This window comes from Photorhabdus laumondii subsp. laumondii (assembly GCF_003343245.1).
Lineage (GTDB): Bacteria > Pseudomonadota > Gammaproteobacteria > Enterobacterales > Enterobacteriaceae > Photorhabdus > Photorhabdus laumondii.
Map to the genome: position 1 here is coordinate 3,422,980 of NZ_CP024901.1, position 13,391 is coordinate 3,436,370.

The window sequence follows — 13,391 nt, forward strand, 5'->3', positions numbered from 1 at the left end:
TGCTAATCCTCATAAACAGTAATATCGACCGTCTTCGCCTGGTTTACTGACGTTTCAATTCGGTGGATATGAGAGAGAGTTAAATCAATTTGTGCCCGCTGCTCTTTGCCACCAGCAATAGCAGTGGGAAGATTACGGACCTGGGATTTTCGGACTATGCCAGCACCAAGACGCTTAAAAAGAGTTTGCGCGTAACTTGTGCTTAGAACACTGGCGAGTTTTTCGATAATAAGATAAGCATTTTTGCCGAAGGCATTAATAGAAACGATGGTTTCGCGGGTGACAGTGATAATTTCAATTTCTTTCTTAGCATTGAATTTATATTCTTCACCCATTAATTCCGATGTAACCCGATTGACCGTGATAAACGACTGCATATCAGACACATCAGTCTCACCGTCAGCATCAAGCACCTGAGATTCAGGTAATTTCAAAACCGCCGCTATCGTCCGTCTGACTGCCTTCGTATCGAGTTGCGAGAGAGTCGTAGTATCCATAGTCATTCCATCTTGCGTTGCTGATGATGCGCCAGCGATAGCCATTCCAGACGAAAAGCTCTTTATTCTCTACCGACTCTTGCGTCATCACTCTGACAGTCGGGTTATAACGATCCCCTTCTGGCAGAATTTGCAGATCTTCCGCTCCGGCTGGCTGAACGATACAAACAAGCACCCGGCTTTGACCGTCCGATGTTTTGAACTCCAGCTCTTGCCGAAAGAAATCATCGTCAAAGATTTCATTAACAAAATCATCAATCATCGCGAACCTCATAAGTAATGGATTGGACAAGCTGCCCGGTATCAATGAGCGGCTTACTTGATTTCTTCCTCTTGATAGTTGCCTGGCTTAATGGGGGATCAATGCCTGCCTGAATTTTCCTTTTGACATCTCTGGCGACCATCTCCCCCAGTTTTTCTAGCGCTTGCTGCGGGTCACCGTCATTTTTCAACTCAGACTTGATACCTTTCACTAATTTATTGGCATACTTGTCTTTGTTTTCATTAAACGTAGAACGCAGAAATGAGCGTTCTGGAATATTGATGGTGTGAGCAGGTACAGTATGGGTACTGGCAAAGTTAGACTTCGTTGCTTTAACAAACTTACCTTTTCCAGCAAAGGAACCATCTTTATTCATCTTGCGATAAACTGTTACCGCCCTCGCCGGAACCTTTATTTCTGCACCAAACTCATGAGCGACGGCAATCGTCACAATGCTTGTACCGTCCTGATCTGAATTTTTCGACGCAGGCACACCGACAACCACTTTCTTTTTACTTAAAGCCCTTATACGGGCCTCAAGCGCCTTAAGCCCTGCCCCCTTAAAATTGCCAGAATTCTTAATCATCGCACCACCAGCATATGTCGAGAGACAAGTTTACGCAGGCGCAAATACTCCTGCCCGTAACTGCTGGCCGCATAACCATCATGGTTAGCCCCGAAACCCGCATCAGGCGCAGAGTAGCCAATGGATAATCCACCAGCCGACTTGCTTGTCGCCGTCTGAACAGGTTTCCCGTTGCTGTTACCGCTGCGGGTTAATGCGCCAGAGACATAGAGGAGGTGAGCAGCAAGAGCCTGTCGCCCCTGCTCGTAGAGTTTACCCCACACTTTGCTGCTCATCTGATTTGCAGCATCTTGCAAGGCTATCTCTATGCGATTTTCGTCAATTTTGGCAAATTCAGGGTAACGGATGAGAAAATCCATGCTACCCCCTGTGGTTATGAGCTTTTATAATCTACATATACAGCAGATTTTGGCTGTTTCCACATTGCACCACCGAATGCGGAACGATAGCCACACTCAAAAGTGAGCAAGTCGCGCTGACGCACTGCCAGCAACTCGGGCATGTGCACCTTCATTTCGATGTAATCCTCACTGTAAGTATAAATAGCCAGACGAGTTTTCCCTTTAACAATGTTTTTAGCAAAGTTAGAGGGGACTTTCACAAAAGTAATGCTGAATGAATCATTGTTCGATGCTTTACGCAGTGCCGCCATAATACGATCCATTGCAGAAACAGGCAGCAAATCGACACCCACAATCACGCTGTTAGTGTCGAACTTCTGCATTGCCAACATAAAATCAGATGCATCGATTGCAACGTGGGTTGGCTGAATGCGATAACCCGATTTGGCCCAAGCGACGTTATAAGCATTAAGAACCATGTTAATGAATTCTTCTGCTGACATGTCTTTGATTGATTTGCCGGTTACTTCTGCAATTAACTGAACTTTAGATCCAGTTAGCAGCCCTTCTTGCCCTTTTACGCCCTCGTGACCAACATAACCAGCGTACTGAATTGTTGCCGTTGCGTTTGCATACAAATCATCTTGCTTTTTTGTTTGTAAGTTAATATTCAAGCGCGCAATTTTCTCCAGCTCCTGCTGTGTCCAAGTTGCTGATTTGCCCCACTGCCCGACCGGCGCTTTGTGCCATTCAATATCACTATCAATGGTTTTCAGTGAGTTCGTTTTGTTGCCAATAATGCCGTCTTTCAGAGAGCCAAGCACATCAGTTACACCGAAATCGACGTACTCAAGGGAAAAATCTAACCCCTCTGTTACCGGCAACGCTTCACCGATATTAATTTCGGGCAGTTCCTTTTCCTGCAACTGCTGGTCACGCTCTGTCAGCGCTTCCTGTAATACTTCTTCGAAGTATGCGGGTTCCATAGCCATTTTATTACTCTCCTACTTTTTGGGTGTGGATATAACCAAGAGTGATAGCTACACAGTGATTACCCGCGCTAACTTCTTCAGCCCAATAGCCTAGATCAATATTGCCTTTTGCTGTGCTAGTCACTTTTCCCACATCCTTACCCGTTGCAACGATATAAACTTTATCCCCACGAGTGAATGTATCTTTTTCAACCGCCAGCGCTCCTACACAGTCACCATGAGAGAAATGTCCTACATTGACTTGTTTATTATGCGGAGCTGCGTCACCGTAAATGTCACGAACGACAATGCCGTGGATAACGTCGCTTGCAGAAGTGATAGGTTTCACCCCACCCTCTGGGTTTACCGCGACGAAAGTACCGTAGGGCAGCGCTATTTCAGTGCGGTTTTCTTCCCCCCACACTTTATCGTTTGAGCTTGAAGCCCGTTTGATAGAGCCGGGTTTGATCGTGCCGGTTTCGGCGTCCCAATCTGTAAATCCAAAGGCCATAATTATTTACCCCCTAAACGCTGAGAAGCTGTTTTCTTCGCTTTCGCTGAATCGTTCAGCAATGCCGCCCCGATGTTGCTACGTGGTTTATTTAGCGCACTAGCCGCAGCATAAGCTGCCCGAATTTCATCATCCGACATGGCTTTCACTTGTGAATCATTGAATGCCCCAGTACTTAACAGTGCGAGCATGCGCACATCACGCGCACATTTCGCATCGTTAAATTGAACCTTAGGGAAACGTGCTTTGGCGTCATTCAATGTTGTGCTTGTGTCGCTTTCGCCTTTCAATTTTTCCAGTTCTTCCTTAAGTGCCTGGTTCTCTGCTTTGAGTTGTTCGTTTTCAGCTTCCAATGCAGCGATACGGGCGTCTTTGTCATCACTGCCACCAGCCGGATCAGGATCAGCATCATTGGGTGGCGGTGTTCCAGCCCCTTTTGACTGCTCAAGCTGAGCTTTAAGCTCTTCCAGTTGCGCCACAACTTCTTGGGCTTTTGCAGTGGCCTCTGGTGTTGCATTACCTTCCAGTTCTTGCAAGGTTTTCTCTAATGCGGCAATCATGCCGATCAGCTCTTCCTCGGTCAGTGGTTGCCCCTCGGCATCGTTAGCGCGCTTACCCTTAAGCAACGCAATGACATCTTTCAATGAGAGTTTCTTCATTGGTCTACCTTTTTTATCGTTTAGTCTACAATCAGCGCCGACGCGCCCTTCCGCTACAACGGCAACGTGATTGCCGAGGATATTGATTTGATGTAATTCACCGTTTTTCTCGACTATCTCAGTGGGTTCATAACCGACTGAAAGCTCTCTAATGCCTTTTTCTTCAAGTAATTGAATCGCCTTGGCATCTTTCAGATACACATCACAAACAACGTAATCGCCTTCTATGCGTACGTTCTGTATGTGTCCAATTGCTTTATCTTTCCACTCGTCAGCATTGACCTCACCGCTGAGCGGATGCGTTAGCGTGACGGGTAATCCTTCAAATGATTTAAGAGTTTCGGGTTTTGAAAGTTCTTCGATGGTTCGGTGAATAGTGATTTTTCTGTTTGCATCAGCGCCAGTTAACTTAACTTCATGCCCGTAATATTCGACGGGACCGGCGCGGGTAATCGTTGCAGATGTGACAACATACCCCTGCGGTGTTTTTTTCCATGCCATGAATTAATCCCAAGATATTTTCGGAAGAGCGACGCACCGGCATTGATAATCGTCACCGGGCTTCCCCTCAAATGCCCCAATGCTTTTGCGTTTCTTCCAGGTCTTCCCTCCATCGTCTGAATAAACGGTAGGGTCTGAGTATTTGCATGTCATATTGTTCAATACGAAATGACTGTCACGCTCTCGCTCATCACCCGCACCACCCCAATCGTATAAATCAATGCCGAGCGCTTTCTGGCGGGTTTCTGTCAGTGCCGAATTCAGTTTTGCCGTCTGGTCACGAGCAATAAGCTTCGCTCGGCTTTCCGTCACCTGGCCGCGCTCACGAATGAGAGAAACAAGGTTTTCATGACGCCCGCCATCAAACAGATTCGTGAACACTTTAGAGCCGATATCATTGATAAAATCAGTCTGTATTGACTTGATTAAATCGATATTCTCTTTCACAGCATCATCAATCTGTTTTTTCACAACCTCATCACCGAGCATCCCCGTCAAATCAATACCGAACGCTGATTTATAGGTTTTCTGTGTTTGATCTTTGTTTTGATCATTTGCACGCTTGACCATGCCGAATGACAAACGCTTTGCCATATCAGCAATAGACATATTCGCCAGTTTTTGTATTGCTCGTGAAAGTCTTGAAGTGATTGAAAGTGGCGGGGTGTTGGGTGCGTCGTTTAATATTGGTTTTTGCAAGTCATCTATCACAACATCTTGCATCATCCTGATAAACTCAATGAGCCTGTCGCGATACCAAACTTCGGTTCGTTTGCTAGGCGTTGGCGGACGCATTAGCCGGTTGCGAGCCTTCAAACGTCCCTGCTTGCGTTCCAGCATCTGTTTCAGGCTGATACCACTGTCCATTATTTGCCCCCGCCATAGCTTCGATTTCCTCATTAGTCACAGTCGTCAGCACGCCCCGTGCTTGCATTTCGCGCAGTGCAATATCTTCCGTAACAACGCCAGATTGGACTAAAGAAGTGAACCCCGTTGCATACTGAGTAAACCGTGTTGCTTCGTCAGCTTCGTTAATGCTGTCTATTGACGGATATTCATAGCTGATTGTGTCGATGCTCGCGGCTAGTTTGTCGAGAATGAATTGATCAACAAAGTCTTGCATGGGCCGCAACCGAGTTTCTTGTAACCCGTTGATTGTTTCGTAATACGACTTGTTATCTTCTTCACCAGAGTTAAAGCCGCTGGCTGACTGGCCGAACAAAATATTTATTGGCCGGTCAAGTGCGCCAGCTAAGACATTAGCCATCTTTGTAATAACGTCAGACAGTCCTGAGAATTGAGCTGTTTTTTGCTCATAGCGGCTCTGCATCGTGCTATCACCGGCGTCCATTAGCATTAAGCCCGTTGACGATTTTGTTTGCTTCATCACACGAGCATATTCGACAACTTGCGTCTCTTGTCCCGCATCAATTTGATTATTTAAACCCGGCAAAAATATGACATCAACATTTGCCTCCTGGATCGTGTCCCCAGTACTGACAATTGCCGCATCGAATATTTTGATAGCGTCATATGGCGCTTGAATGTCAGATGTTCCGTACTTCGTTATATCTTTAATGCTGTGCTTACCCAGCTTTGTACGATGGCAACGCGAATAATGAAACTTGAGTTGTTGGTTGCCAATGCTGATCTGGTAAGTCTGCGGATGTCCAAAATGTGGTGATGCGATATCCGAGATAACATTATCAGAGGGCGTGTATTCCTCTTTTCTTAGTACCAAAAACTTAATGATGTCTTCTGACTGTAGATTTAGCGGTTCACTAATCATCTCATCAGCGCAATCAGTTATTGCAACAATCAATGAATCTCCCAACAATGAAGCCCAAGTTAGCGCGTCATGAAATATCTTATAGACGGCTAGTGCTGTTTCTGTGTCTTTGATGCGCTGAACCAGAGAGCTATCAATATCACCGGATAATTCGCGGGGTAGCTTCAACATATCATCAGCCGTCTTATCTATGTATTTCTTGACCACCCATGATCTTTTATACATTGCGAGCAACTCTTTATCAGGCACATCTGCCTTATTATTGCTCGCATATTTTATTGCCGACACCCGCTCACCGAGAGATGTCAGCATACTGTGAAGGCCATCAGTAAGACGGCCAATCATCGTTTTTTTCGTCATTACATGATGTCCCAAACAGTTGTTCTGCCTTTTATGTATCCATCTAACCCATACCTGGCCGCATCCCAGCAATGGTTATGTGCGTCCTCAATAATGGGAAGCACCTCGCCGGTGATACGATCCACTTTGTATGAGTAGAGCCGGGCTTCTTTTGCGGTCTCTTTACAGCGTGGATGAATGATAATTTTCTTGAAACCACGTAAGAAAGTGATCCCGTCTTCTACACTGCCTTGCCATTTCTTTGCAGCTGATATATTGAAGCCTTGACGCTTAAGATAACTGATGGTTTCCGGTCTGGCAGAATCGGCTTTGATGGGCCACTTACGAGACTCGGGCACTTGGTCATAAAACGCGGGCATGTGATCGAGTTCCACCCCAACACTGTAAGCCTCACGGTCGATATACAGGCAGTTATCTAAAATGAACATGCGAAGTAGCGTGCTGGGGTCTCGGGCGAAACCGAAGTCAGCGCCGAACAATAGACGGTCGGCTTGCATCCACAGATCATCAGGGAACGATTCAATCTTGTATTTGTTCGCTAATACTTGCTTCTCTGAGTTCTCAAGATAAGCGCCCTCCCAAATCCACGCATAATCTGAGTGATCGAGACTTTCCAAGTCTTCCTGCCGTTCCTCCTCCAGCACATCAGGGAACCACGGATTATCACTGTAGTTCATCTCAACAATGATTGAGCTTTTCGGTGGTTTCTTTCTAAGTCGCTTATCCGTTGCGCTTCCGTCCTTTTCCGGGTTCCATGTCACCCATATTTCAGAACCAGACTCACGTACTGTCGGTCGTAACTTTTTCCAAGCTGTCTCTGATACAGATTCAGCTTCATCAATCCACGCCAGAAGAATACGCGCTTTTGATTTGATGCTGTCTAAGTTATGTCTTAAGCCACAGAACACATAGTTGACTAGCCTATTCTTTGTGCGGATATATTTTTCGCCAATTTCGAAATAGTCATCAAGCCAAGGAATGGAACGGATCGCCTGCTTCACTTCCTCCATTGATGATTCTTCGAGAGAGTTCATAAACTCGCGAGCGCATAAAATAACCCCACTTGTACCAGATTCAGCAGCTTGATAAGCCCTAACCGCACTCATCATTGCAAATGTCCGAGTTTTAGCGCTGCCCCTGCCTCCGTGTGCACCTCGGTAACGAACATTTTCTTTTGTAAATACAGGTACGAGTTTTGCGGGAATCGGCAGGTCAACTGCTACCGTCATTGCCCTGGCTCGACTCCAACGAGCCTGATAATAGTTGGTTTTGGAGACATAGAACCATCAGGGGACCGGTGATCGATTTCTTGTTTATCTGAATAGCCGTGTTTTGTTAACATCATCTTGGCAATCGTAGAATTAAAATCTCCAGTCAGCCCCTTGTTTATAAGCTTGTTTTCCTGCATGGCCCCTATGCCTTCTAAGATGTCCGAAAACTCGCTGGACTGCTTCCCATATTCATATGCTGTTGAACGTGCAATAGCCAAGTAACAAGCTAATCCGGCTACACTAGGAACGACATCACCAACTGATTCATAACCGCCGTACAGATAATCCCTTGCCTTAGCGATTAGCTCATCATTCAGCTTGCTAGGGCAACCAACCTGATTTGTTTGTTGTCCCATCTCTTTCCCTTAAATAAAAAAGGCCGCACTGGGCGACCTGTAATTTAATATATCGGCTTAAGCGGCGGATCTGTTTCCGAAATCGCTAAACTAATCTCAGACGAGTTTAATTCTTCTGCTGTTGCAATCATGTAAATTTTACCGTCCGCTTCATTTACCCAAAAATGCACAGGGATTTCATCAACATCAACACACGGAAACACATCATCGCTTACAACCAGATATCTTTCAGCTCTTGAAGTTAAAGTGCGTCGCTTACCGTGGTGCTTTCCGTTCACAATTAAACACTCTGCACTCTTTTCGCTTGTATCTTTTCGATCCCACTCATCCCCCTCCATGACTGTTTCATAAAACTCTTTTGCACTTTTCTTTAATTCTTCTAAAAACACGATAAAACGGCACCTATATACGTCAGTAAGAAGCATGTGGTGTTCTTTCTGCAAAGTTTCATTGCCGTGCTCATCTGTTGCTGTATATGAAATTCTAACAGTGCCTGGTATTCCCTTACCCTTTGTTGCTTGAAAAGGTTTGGCCTCTTTAAGGCTTTTCCACTCAAGCAGTTCCAATAGAGCATTATTTTGTAAGGCTTTTACTTTCATGAACTCAGCTATTACTTGTTCTTCTGTGAATGCGCCGGTCTTAATTGCATTTAATGCATCACGCGCAACAGAATCATAAAGAGAAATGCTTTCAAGATATTCAATTGGCTTCATATTAACCTCGTCTCGTTAATCGTCATGAAATAGTGCTCAGCAGGCGGTGACGAAATCCGCTTTTCGGGAGCTACCCTAGCCGAGTATTTTGTATATTACATCATCAAACAGAAGCAGTTTGAATCACTTCCATCTAGGAAACAGCTGTAATCAGAACTTTATGCTACATGCTGAAATATAATCCCGTACTATCGTGAGACCACCCGCACCAAATACTTATACAAAACTCTGTCAAAGGCACTTTATGAGCACCTTTTGTAGAATTTTATAAAATGACTAATTTTTTGGCGATTATTGTACTTTTTACTTGCTATTACATTCAATTGAATGTATATTGTATACATCACTAAACAGGAGATTGAAAATGACTGATGTAAAAACAGATAACTACGGCATAGTGCCTGAATTCTTTGCCAGAAAAGACTTTTTTGACTGGATAGCAAAGCGTGGCGTCCATGCCGATGATGTTAAATTTGATTTTCATACTGCAAGCAAAGAAGAAAGAGCTGAATTTGCCCGACGCGTTAAAGAAGCCGACGAGGCGCGCTTTCGTGAAGCAGTAAATGATGCTATGCGCGGTAGCACTTCGGCACTTAATTCGCTGTGGTCGCTTGTAAAATCGGGTGAACTTGAGAAATCACGCTACGATGAAATTAAAAAATATTACTCTGGTGAAAAAAGCTATGGTGACTGGAACGATGACTGATAAGTTCATCGGTAAACCATCCCCGCAAGATGTCAGAAGCGCTCGCATAGCTTCTGGCATGACCCAATCACAAGCAGCCAAAAGATTTTCTTATGCGCTTGTTAGCTGGCAGCAGAAAGAGGCGGAAGGTAAAACTAATCGCTCTCTTTCGTCTGGAGAGTATGAATTATTGCTTCTTCTTGCTGATTCCCACCCAGATTATGAATTAAAAACAAGGTGATGAACAACAGAGCACTCTGTCAGTAGAATGCTCTGAATTAGTTACTTGTCTTCATTAATTGGCAACCATAGAGGAAATCCCTATTGTTGACTTAAACCGTTGATTTCTCCAAGACCGTCACTTTGGGAACGACTTAACTGAGCTGTATTTACTCGCCCACGCTTTAGCAACCGTAGAGATATGTCTACAGAGGCTGTTACTGACACTCGGCTCTAATGTAATCTTGTAAAGCTTTTGTTTGCTGCTCGTTTTCAACAATCATTTTTCGGAGATCGAAATAATCTTGTTCAGCTGCTGGGTTAAGTCGTGGGCTGGCTGCATCATCCAAGCGGGAGGAGGAACCGGCTTCGCCTTGATTACAGGTGGCCGCGATGCGCAACCGGCGATGACCAGCGGCAACATCATTGCGCAGAACATCAATTTCAGATTTGGCATTAGCAAGTTCCTTTGTATGCTTCACATCAAGCTCGTTCAACATCGTGATGTGAGCGTTCTGATAGTTGATAGTGTCAGTGAGCTGCTGAATGTCTTCTTGCTGCTGCTTTGTCACTCGCTGCTCTCTCTGTAACTCAGAGTGATAGTAATACGCTGTCAGTGAGATAACGATTAATGCGAGTATCGTGTAGTAACTAGCGTTAAATTTCATGACCGTCTGCCAACGAATTGATTGTATATCTCGTTTAAAAAAAAGAATCCAAAAACAATTGGCATAAGAATAATCAGTAGCGGCCATATGAATGACATAAACAAAATGACCCCAAACTCCTCCGGATCATTGACTCGTTTTTCTATCAATATAAAAATAATAAATGCAGCAATAACACCGACAAAATAAATTACCGGAACCAGAATCTGAATAATGCTCATCACTCAACTCCTCATAGCATCTCAAACGCCCGTTCGAACGTCTCCGGTGAATAGGGTTGCTGATTGGCGTTCTCCATCTTGATAATACCTTCAGCTAAAGCGAACAGGATTATCTTGTCTTGGGTAGATATCCGATCATCCGCAGAGACACCCACCTTCTTAGCCGCAAACTGAATGTAGCTTTCCGTATTGTTCTCATGTGGCGGTGCGTAACGATTGATAATCTCTCTGACTGTATTCAGATTATGCTTACGTTGATAGTTTTGCAGTAGCTTGAACAGCGCCCGGATACCATACTCAGGTGACTCAAACCGGCAGAACCGGGGTTCAATCTTTGGATCAAGAGGTAGTTGACCGAGCCAGTTATTGAATCCGTTATAGTCAATGTTGCCAGGGTTATTATTTCGAATACCTCTAGTCATTTGTCATCACCAATGCGTTTGTTAATGGCACGGATAGCCATTTCTCTGATTTTATCAACACCGATAAATCCCACAGCACCGCCGATCATCGGAGATACGGCGGAGGAAATACCGAACGCCTCAATACCGCTGGATATCGCCCATGACAGAACTCCACATAACAGGCATTCAGCCCATTTGTTTTTACATTCCACTCCGTCATAAATCAGACGTCCCCAACAAATTAATATTGCGGCTGCCGTGCCAGATACTTGCGGCCACGAATGTTTTAAGCCGTCTATTAATTCAGCCCATAAATCAGGATTATTTTTCATCTTCATATTTCCACCCCCGCTGGGGATTAAGTCCCCGCGATTACGGGTGTGAAAAGAAAAAGGCCGCGTCAGATCGCAGCCCTTGAAGTGTTGCCGGGTATTTCACGCCCGGCGCGTGGTATCATCTTTAGTCCCTACAACCAAAGAGGAATCTGTTATGACAGATGCGCAGACACTGGCATTTGAATATTTACGCCGTTCTGACAAAAAACTTTCACCCGCTCAATATTTGCTTGAACTCAGAAAACTTGAAGCGGAGTTTAACGAGCTATTACAGATTGATGATCTTGAGCAAAAATTGAAAGACGACTCCATAAGGACGTGGAAAGCCCTTAGCTCTTAGTAAAAGTCAATGCGGAAACAATAGCTTCGGCTGTTGCTTTCGCATGTTTAGTCACTATCTCGGTGTCTTCACCGTTTTTAGCATGGTGAATGGCGACTTCACAGACTGCGGGCGCGATAACTTCGAGCAAATGATATAGATGCTCTTGTTCTACCTCTTTTCCTGCAAAGATTACTGTTGAATTTTCTTTGTTTTCCATCCTATTTCTCCTGCTGTTTAAACGTTAGCGTACAGGCACTGAATCAGCCAGAAAAGCCATCAGCTTTTCATACCATGTTAATTGAATGTCCGTTGGCCTGCCTAAAACCTGACTGGCCTGTAACATTGCCGGATACGCTAGTGAGGCCCACGGTCTATTGTCATCCTCCTGAATATTCACAAGCCTGTTTAACAACTCTTCATCGGAGATGATCAGATGTGAAGTGTTGTAGAGCATCAAATAGCGTGCTGATTGCTTATTGGCGCGTTCTGATGTCACTTCGAATGAAAACATGATTTTCATTGTCGCAATGGCAGTGATTAACAACCCTGCAAATACCGTATAGTAATCCCCGATAATAGCGATTGTTGAACCAAGTAGTATCAGCAGGAAAGAAGATGTCCAATTAATTTTATCAGTAATAACGCCTAGCATCTTCTCTAAGCAATATGAATAGTAAATCTGATATAGCAGGTCTTCTCTGCTCATACATTCTCACTCAGTTAATACAAAAAAAGCCGCGCCATGCGCAGCCCTATATATGAAAAAAACCTCGCGGAATAGCGAGGCTTGGGATTCTTTTGGTTTCAACGAAGTGCAATTACCCATCGTTGGAATAACGATAGGCTATTTTTCCGAAATCGTCAATATTAATTTCCCACAAAATAACAATTAAAAAGAAATAAATTCTCTTTTTGTTAATTTTGATAAAACGCAATCAGCTTGTTCCTCTTCTTTAAAGCATTCACTTACTAACTGCTCAAACAACGGTTGATATTTGTCATAGCAAGTTGTTTTAGATATCCCAGTTAATGGCTTTATTGCTTCAAAGACTTCTGTAAATTTCAGTCTTGAATATCCACGCCCGGAGCATTTTAGGCATGCTTTGTAAATCGGCACACCTTGTAACTTGGTCTGCTTTTCATCCAAAACTTGCCCACGTCCATTACAGCGACAAGAATGACTCACAGAGCCTTTCCCTTTGCAGGTCTTGCAAAGCACCCTGCATCTTTCCTCTACTTCTCGGATTGAGGTAATAAAACGCTTGGGTTTCATGTTTAATGCCTTAGCCAGCATTCCTTCACTACTTCCATACTTTGTTGTGAATTTACGAACTGTAATAAATCCACCATCGCAATCTGGACACACTTTCTTACTGGCTGCACTTCTCGCATAATCCTGAAATGCATAATTTGCGAGTAATTGCAGAACATTTTGCTTAACATCCTCATCAAGCTTATTAATAGCACTATGCTTATGAACCTGAGTCATTGCATATTGATAAAGGCTCTCCACGGCTTCATCAATACTGTTGATCCCCTGTTTCGCCAAAAACAGCTCAATGCCAAGCCTCGCTTTTGCGGACGCCAACCCTAGCGAGGCCATAACATCGGTAATTGAGAATGAGTCAGTAGCAGTTGCAGATGGAGAGTCACTAAACATGATCCCTTTGGGTGAAAAATACTTCGGTAGTGATTCAAGGTTCATTTTCCCACCTCTAAT

Annotated in this window: 22 protein-coding genes; 3 read left to right on the forward strand and 19 right to left on the reverse strand. The window is 44.3% G+C overall.

All coding sequences use genetic code 11. The annotated features are described in order from the left end of the window. Positions 1–2 precede the first annotated feature (2 nt). The 12 genes from PluTT01m_RS14880 to PluTT01m_RS14935 are packed head-to-tail and all read right to left on the reverse strand — an operon-like array spanning position 3 to position 8,817. Positions 3–497, reverse strand: coding sequence for a phage neck terminator protein (locus PluTT01m_RS14880; RefSeq protein ID WP_041380125.1), 495 nt, complete (start codon positions 495–497; stop codon positions 3–5). Then, positions 421–771 carry a hypothetical protein gene (locus PluTT01m_RS14885; protein ID WP_011147113.1) on the reverse strand — a complete coding sequence of 117 codons (351 nt, stop codon included), beginning with the start codon at positions 769–771 and terminating at the stop codon, positions 421–423. The genes PluTT01m_RS14880 and PluTT01m_RS14885 overlap by 77 nt, the downstream gene beginning before the upstream one ends. Continuing rightward, entirely contained in the window at positions 752–1,345 is a 594-nt protein-coding gene (locus PluTT01m_RS14890; protein WP_011147114.1) for a phage virion morphogenesis protein, read from the reverse strand. Before PluTT01m_RS14890 ends, PluTT01m_RS14885 begins: the two co-directional genes overlap by 20 nt. Continuing rightward, positions 1,342–1,704 carry a DUF4054 domain-containing protein gene (locus PluTT01m_RS14895; protein WP_011147115.1) on the reverse strand — a complete coding sequence of 121 codons (363 nt, stop codon included), beginning with the start codon at positions 1,702–1,704 and terminating at the stop codon, positions 1,342–1,344. Before PluTT01m_RS14895 ends, PluTT01m_RS14890 begins: the two co-directional genes overlap by 4 nt. A 14-nt stretch (positions 1,705–1,718) precedes the next feature. Beyond that, positions 1,719–2,678 (reverse strand): DUF2184 domain-containing protein, encoded by a 960-nt coding sequence (locus PluTT01m_RS14900; protein ID WP_011147116.1) that lies wholly within the window; start codon positions 2,676–2,678, stop codon positions 1,719–1,721. 4 nt (positions 2,679–2,682) lie between these two features. Then, positions 2,683–3,168 (reverse strand): structural cement protein Gp24, encoded by a 486-nt coding sequence (locus PluTT01m_RS14905; protein ID WP_011147117.1) that lies wholly within the window; start codon positions 3,166–3,168, stop codon positions 2,683–2,685. A 2-nt stretch (positions 3,169–3,170) separates the two neighbouring features. Then, entirely contained in the window at positions 3,171–4,328 is a 1,158-nt protein-coding gene (locus PluTT01m_RS14910; protein ID WP_011147118.1) for a DUF2213 domain-containing protein, read from the reverse strand. 3 nt (positions 4,329–4,331) lie between these two features. After that, the gene (locus PluTT01m_RS14915) at positions 4,332–5,195 is read right to left on the reverse strand and encodes a phage head morphogenesis protein (RefSeq protein WP_082303127.1); all 864 of its coding nucleotides are present in this window, start codon (positions 5,193–5,195) and stop codon (positions 4,332–4,334) included. Then, positions 5,104–6,477 (reverse strand): phage portal protein, encoded by a 1,374-nt coding sequence (locus PluTT01m_RS14920; RefSeq protein ID WP_041380127.1) that lies wholly within the window; start codon positions 6,475–6,477, stop codon positions 5,104–5,106. The genes PluTT01m_RS14915 and PluTT01m_RS14920 overlap by 92 nt, the downstream gene beginning before the upstream one ends. Beyond that, positions 6,477–7,706, reverse strand: coding sequence for a PBSX family phage terminase large subunit (locus tag PluTT01m_RS14925; protein ID WP_011147121.1), 1,230 nt, complete (start codon positions 7,704–7,706; stop codon positions 6,477–6,479). Before PluTT01m_RS14925 ends, PluTT01m_RS14920 begins: the two co-directional genes overlap by 1 nt. Then, complete coding sequence (locus PluTT01m_RS14930; protein ID WP_011147122.1) at positions 7,703–8,104, reverse strand: DNA-packaging protein; 402 nt, start codon at positions 8,102–8,104, stop codon at positions 7,703–7,705. Before PluTT01m_RS14930 ends, PluTT01m_RS14925 begins: the two co-directional genes overlap by 4 nt. A 44-nt stretch (positions 8,105–8,148) precedes the next feature. Further along, positions 8,149–8,817 carry a hypothetical protein gene (locus tag PluTT01m_RS14935; RefSeq protein WP_011147123.1) on the reverse strand — a complete coding sequence of 223 codons (669 nt, stop codon included), beginning with the start codon at positions 8,815–8,817 and terminating at the stop codon, positions 8,149–8,151. Between the two features lie 364 nt (positions 8,818–9,181). On the opposite strand from PluTT01m_RS14935, the gene PluTT01m_RS14940 reads away from it, so the two are divergent. Both PluTT01m_RS14940 and PluTT01m_RS14945 read left to right on the forward strand, forming a co-directional pair. After that, entirely contained in the window at positions 9,182–9,523 is a 342-nt protein-coding gene (locus tag PluTT01m_RS14940; protein WP_041380128.1) for a hypothetical protein, read from the forward strand. After that, the gene (locus PluTT01m_RS14945) at positions 9,516–9,743 is read left to right on the forward strand and encodes a hypothetical protein (RefSeq protein ID WP_041380129.1); all 228 of its coding nucleotides are present in this window, start codon (positions 9,516–9,518) and stop codon (positions 9,741–9,743) included. Before PluTT01m_RS14940 ends, PluTT01m_RS14945 begins: the two co-directional genes overlap by 8 nt. 196 nt (positions 9,744–9,939) lie before the next feature. Here PluTT01m_RS14945 and PluTT01m_RS14950 read toward each other — a convergent pair whose 3' ends face one another. The 4 genes from PluTT01m_RS14950 to PluTT01m_RS14965 are packed head-to-tail and all read right to left on the reverse strand — an operon-like array spanning position 9,940 to position 11,346. Beyond that, a complete protein-coding gene (locus PluTT01m_RS14950) occupies positions 9,940–10,389 on the reverse strand; it encodes a lysis protein (protein ID WP_011147125.1) in 450 nt (149 codons plus the stop codon). After that, entirely contained in the window at positions 10,386–10,610 is a 225-nt protein-coding gene (locus PluTT01m_RS14955) for a hypothetical protein (protein ID WP_011147126.1), read from the reverse strand. The genes PluTT01m_RS14950 and PluTT01m_RS14955 overlap by 4 nt, the downstream gene beginning before the upstream one ends. Positions 10,611–10,621: 11 nt before the next feature. Then, a complete protein-coding gene (locus tag PluTT01m_RS14960; protein ID WP_011147127.1) occupies positions 10,622–11,032 on the reverse strand; it encodes a structural protein in 411 nt (136 codons plus the stop codon). Continuing rightward, entirely contained in the window at positions 11,029–11,346 is a 318-nt protein-coding gene (locus PluTT01m_RS14965; RefSeq protein WP_041380130.1) for a phage holin, lambda family, read from the reverse strand. The genes PluTT01m_RS14960 and PluTT01m_RS14965 overlap by 4 nt, the downstream gene beginning before the upstream one ends. A 157-nt stretch (positions 11,347–11,503) precedes the next feature. Here PluTT01m_RS14965 and PluTT01m_RS14970 point away from each other — a divergent pair, with 157 nt between their 5' ends. Beyond that, positions 11,504–11,689, forward strand: a complete 186-nt coding sequence (locus PluTT01m_RS14970) for a YdiH family protein (RefSeq protein ID WP_041380131.1) — start codon at positions 11,504–11,506, stop codon at positions 11,687–11,689. Here PluTT01m_RS14970 and PluTT01m_RS14975 read toward each other — a convergent pair. The 3 genes from PluTT01m_RS14975 to PluTT01m_RS14985 form a co-directional block, all read right to left on the reverse strand. Then, the gene (locus PluTT01m_RS14975; RefSeq protein ID WP_041380132.1) at positions 11,679–11,888 is read right to left on the reverse strand and encodes a hypothetical protein; all 210 of its coding nucleotides are present in this window, start codon (positions 11,886–11,888) and stop codon (positions 11,679–11,681) included. The genes PluTT01m_RS14970 and PluTT01m_RS14975 overlap by 11 nt on opposite strands. A gap of 24 nt (positions 11,889–11,912) precedes the next feature. Then, positions 11,913–12,377 (reverse strand): hypothetical protein, encoded by a 465-nt coding sequence (locus PluTT01m_RS14980; protein WP_041380133.1) that lies wholly within the window; start codon positions 12,375–12,377, stop codon positions 11,913–11,915. Positions 12,378–12,560: 183 nt separating this feature from the next. After that, entirely contained in the window at positions 12,561–13,376 is an 816-nt protein-coding gene (locus PluTT01m_RS14985; RefSeq protein ID WP_011147131.1) for an antitermination protein Q, read from the reverse strand. Between the last annotated feature and the right edge of the window lie 15 nt (positions 13,377–13,391).

What these genes read in the sequence shown, in the direction of transcription:
- PluTT01m_RS14880 (WP_041380125.1), bottom strand. Translation starts at nt 497, where the DNA reads ATGGATACTACGACTCTCTCGCAACTCGATACGAAGGCAGTCAGACGG.
- PluTT01m_RS14885 (WP_011147113.1), bottom strand. Translation starts at nt 771, where the DNA reads ATGAGGTTCGCGATGATTGATGATTTTGTTAATGAAATCTTTGACGAT.
- PluTT01m_RS14890 (WP_011147114.1), bottom strand. Translation starts at nt 1,345, where the DNA reads ATGATTAAGAATTCTGGCAATTTTAAGGGGGCAGGGCTTAAGGCGCTT.
- PluTT01m_RS14895 (WP_011147115.1), bottom strand. Translation starts at nt 1,704, where the DNA reads ATGGATTTTCTCATCCGTTACCCTGAATTTGCCAAAATTGACGAAAAT.
- PluTT01m_RS14900 (WP_011147116.1), bottom strand. Translation starts at nt 2,678, where the DNA reads ATGGCTATGGAACCCGCATACTTCGAAGAAGTATTACAGGAAGCGCTG.
- PluTT01m_RS14905 (WP_011147117.1), bottom strand. Translation starts at nt 3,168, where the DNA reads ATGGCCTTTGGATTTACAGATTGGGACGCCGAAACCGGCACGATCAAA.
- PluTT01m_RS14910 (WP_011147118.1), bottom strand. Translation starts at nt 4,328, where the DNA reads ATGGCATGGAAAAAAACACCGCAGGGGTATGTTGTCACATCTGCAACG.
- PluTT01m_RS14915 (WP_082303127.1), bottom strand. Translation starts at nt 5,195, where the DNA reads ATGGACAGTGGTATCAGCCTGAAACAGATGCTGGAACGCAAGCAGGGA.
- PluTT01m_RS14920 (WP_041380127.1), bottom strand. Translation starts at nt 6,477, where the DNA reads ATGACGAAAAAAACGATGATTGGCCGTCTTACTGATGGCCTTCACAGT.
- PluTT01m_RS14925 (WP_011147121.1), bottom strand. Translation starts at nt 7,706, where the DNA reads ATGACGGTAGCAGTTGACCTGCCGATTCCCGCAAAACTCGTACCTGTA.
- PluTT01m_RS14930 (WP_011147122.1), bottom strand. Translation starts at nt 8,104, where the DNA reads ATGGGACAACAAACAAATCAGGTTGGTTGCCCTAGCAAGCTGAATGAT.
- PluTT01m_RS14935 (WP_011147123.1), bottom strand. Translation starts at nt 8,817, where the DNA reads ATGAAGCCAATTGAATATCTTGAAAGCATTTCTCTTTATGATTCTGTT.
- PluTT01m_RS14940 (WP_041380128.1), top strand. Translation starts at nt 9,182, where the DNA reads ATGACTGATGTAAAAACAGATAACTACGGCATAGTGCCTGAATTCTTT.
- PluTT01m_RS14945 (WP_041380129.1), top strand. Translation starts at nt 9,516, where the DNA reads ATGACTGATAAGTTCATCGGTAAACCATCCCCGCAAGATGTCAGAAGC.
- PluTT01m_RS14950 (WP_011147125.1), bottom strand. Translation starts at nt 10,389, where the DNA reads ATGAAATTTAACGCTAGTTACTACACGATACTCGCATTAATCGTTATC.
- PluTT01m_RS14955 (WP_011147126.1), bottom strand. Translation starts at nt 10,610, where the DNA reads ATGAGCATTATTCAGATTCTGGTTCCGGTAATTTATTTTGTCGGTGTT.
- PluTT01m_RS14960 (WP_011147127.1), bottom strand. Translation starts at nt 11,032, where the DNA reads ATGACTAGAGGTATTCGAAATAATAACCCTGGCAACATTGACTATAAC.
- PluTT01m_RS14965 (WP_041380130.1), bottom strand. Translation starts at nt 11,346, where the DNA reads ATGAAAAATAATCCTGATTTATGGGCTGAATTAATAGACGGCTTAAAA.
- PluTT01m_RS14970 (WP_041380131.1), top strand. Translation starts at nt 11,504, where the DNA reads ATGACAGATGCGCAGACACTGGCATTTGAATATTTACGCCGTTCTGAC.
- PluTT01m_RS14975 (WP_041380132.1), bottom strand. Translation starts at nt 11,888, where the DNA reads ATGGAAAACAAAGAAAATTCAACAGTAATCTTTGCAGGAAAAGAGGTA.
- PluTT01m_RS14980 (WP_041380133.1), bottom strand. Translation starts at nt 12,377, where the DNA reads ATGAGCAGAGAAGACCTGCTATATCAGATTTACTATTCATATTGCTTA.
- PluTT01m_RS14985 (WP_011147131.1), bottom strand. Translation starts at nt 13,376, where the DNA reads ATGAACCTTGAATCACTACCGAAGTATTTTTCACCCAAAGGGATCATG.